3 protein-coding genes are annotated in these 2,035 nt (G+C 72.3%); all 3 read left to right on the plus strand.

The genetic code is table 11. From position 1 onward, the window contains the following. Positions 1-11: 11 nt before the first annotated feature. A partial coding sequence (locus tag ASG00_RS01590; RefSeq protein WP_235559053.1) for an IclR family transcriptional regulator occupies positions 12-578 on the plus strand: 567 nt, incomplete at its 3' end. 212 nt (positions 579-790) lie between these two features. Beyond that, positions 791-1,603: a protocatechuate 3,4-dioxygenase subunit beta gene (pcaH, locus tag ASG00_RS01595; protein ID WP_056206352.1), complete on the plus strand. Its 813-nt coding sequence runs from the start codon at positions 791-793 to the stop codon at positions 1,601-1,603. After that, a partial coding sequence (locus tag ASG00_RS15050) for a dioxygenase family protein (RefSeq protein WP_082482987.1) occupies positions 1,603-2,035 on the plus strand: 433 nt, incomplete at its 3' end. The genes pcaH and ASG00_RS15050, both read left to right, overlap by 1 nt.

The raw sequence follows: 2,035 nt of genomic DNA on the forward strand, positions 1-2,035 counted from the left end.
GGCGTGAGGCCATGACAGAGACGGTGTTCGGTCGCGTGACCCGGCTGCTCGCGGCGTTCGACGAGGACGAGCCGTCGCTGCCGGTCGCGGTGCTCGCCGCGCGTGCGGGCATCCCGCTCTCGAGCGCGCACCGACTGGTCGCCTCCCTCGTCGCCGAAGGATGGCTCGTCGCCGTCGGCGAGGCGCGTTACGCCATCGGCACGCGGCTGTGGGAGCTCGGCGAGCTGTCGCCGGTCGCCGTGCGGCTGCGGGAGGTCGCGCTGCCCCACATGGTGCGCCTCTACGAGGCGACGGGGGAGAACGTGCACCTCGCGGTGCTCGACGTCGACGTGCCGCCCGAGCGGGCCGAGATCGTGTTCGCCGGACGCATCACCGGACGCGCCTCGGTGCCCACGCTCGGCCGGGAGGGCGGGCGGCATCCGCTGCATACGACCGGGGTCGGCAAGGCCATCCTGCTGGGGCGCGACGAGGCGTGGCTCGACCGCTACCTGGCGGTGCCCCTGCTGCCCGAGACGTCCCGGTCGATCACCGACCCCGAGGCGCTGCGCGCCGACCTCGCGCGGGCCCGCGCACGCGGGNTCACCGGGCTGCCCCCCGCCGCGATCGGGGTGGTCGCGCACGCGGGCGACGCCCTCGAGAAGCGCCTTGCGCCGATGGTGACGCAGGCGGCGCGAGAGCTGTCGCGGGCGCTCCGCCCCGACGCATGATTCTCACTCAATGAGAACATCTCCTCGGCGCGCCAGCGCGCGGTGCGACGCTGGCATCCCCACGGATCGTCGAAGGAGACACCATGACGAGCGAACGCACCGCGGCGGCGCCCGAATCGCTGCTCGCGGCCCCCGACCAGGCCACCCAGGCGGCCATCACCGCCGAGATCACCGCCCTCCACGCCGAGTGGGATGCGCGCGAGGCCGCCGGCGAGCACGTGCCCGCCACTCTGTACGACTTCCCGCCCTACCGGTCGAGTGTGCTGCGGCATCCGACCAAGAACCCGAAGCTCGTCGACCCCGAGACCATCGAGCTGTTCTCCCCGGCCTTCGGCCAGCGGGATGTCGCGGCGATCGAGTCCGACCTCACCCTGCAGCACGCGGGCGAGCCCCTCGGTGAGCGCATCACCGTGCACGGCCGGGTGCTGGACTCCTGGGGGCGCCCCGTGCGCAACCAGCTCGTCGAGATCTGGCAGGCCAACGCCGCGGGTCGCTACATCCACCAGCGCGACCAGCACCCCGCGCCGCTCGACCCCAACTTCACCGGCGCCGGCCGCATCGTCACCGACGACGACGGCGCCTACCGCTTCACGACCATCAAGCCCGGGCCGTACCCGTGGAAGAACCACGTGAACGCGTGGCGACCCGCCCACATCCACTTCTCGGTCTTCGGCAACGCGTTCACCCAGCGCATCGTGACGCAGATGTACTTCCCCGGCGACCCGCTGTTCGCGCTCGACCCGATCTACAACACGATCCGTCGCGCGAAGGACCGTGAGGCGCTCATCAGCGTCTACGACCACGACCTCACCGTGCCGGAGTTCTCGATGGGCTACCGCTTCGACATCGTCGTGGACGGCCCCGACGCCACCTGGACCGAGCAGGAGGAGCACTGATGCCCACCCCGCCCCGCACCCTCGACGCCACCGCCGGGCAGACCGTCGGCCCGTTCTTCGCCTACGGCACCGAGTACCCGCGCATGCACCAGGTCGCCTTCCCGCACTCGCCGGGCGCGATCGTCGTCTCCGGAACCGTCTACGACGGCGCCGGCAACCCCATCCCCGACTCGATGGTCGAGATCTTCGGCGCCGACACCGACGGCACCGTGCCGCGGGCGCGCGGGGCGTTCCGTCGCGACGACCACACGTTCACCGGCTTCGGCCGCGCGTTCACGACCGACGAGGGCCACTTCGAGTTCTGGACCCGCAACCCCGGCGCCGAGCCCGGACGCGCCCCCTTCCTCGCGGTGATCGTCTACGCGCGGGGCCTTCCGAACAAGCTCCACACCCGCCTCTACCTGCCCGACGACGAGGCCGCGCTCGCCGCCG

The organism is Microbacterium sp. Leaf351 (assembly GCF_001423825.1).
Classification (GTDB): Bacteria; Actinomycetota; Actinomycetes; order Actinomycetales; family Microbacteriaceae; genus Microbacterium; species Microbacterium ginsengisoli.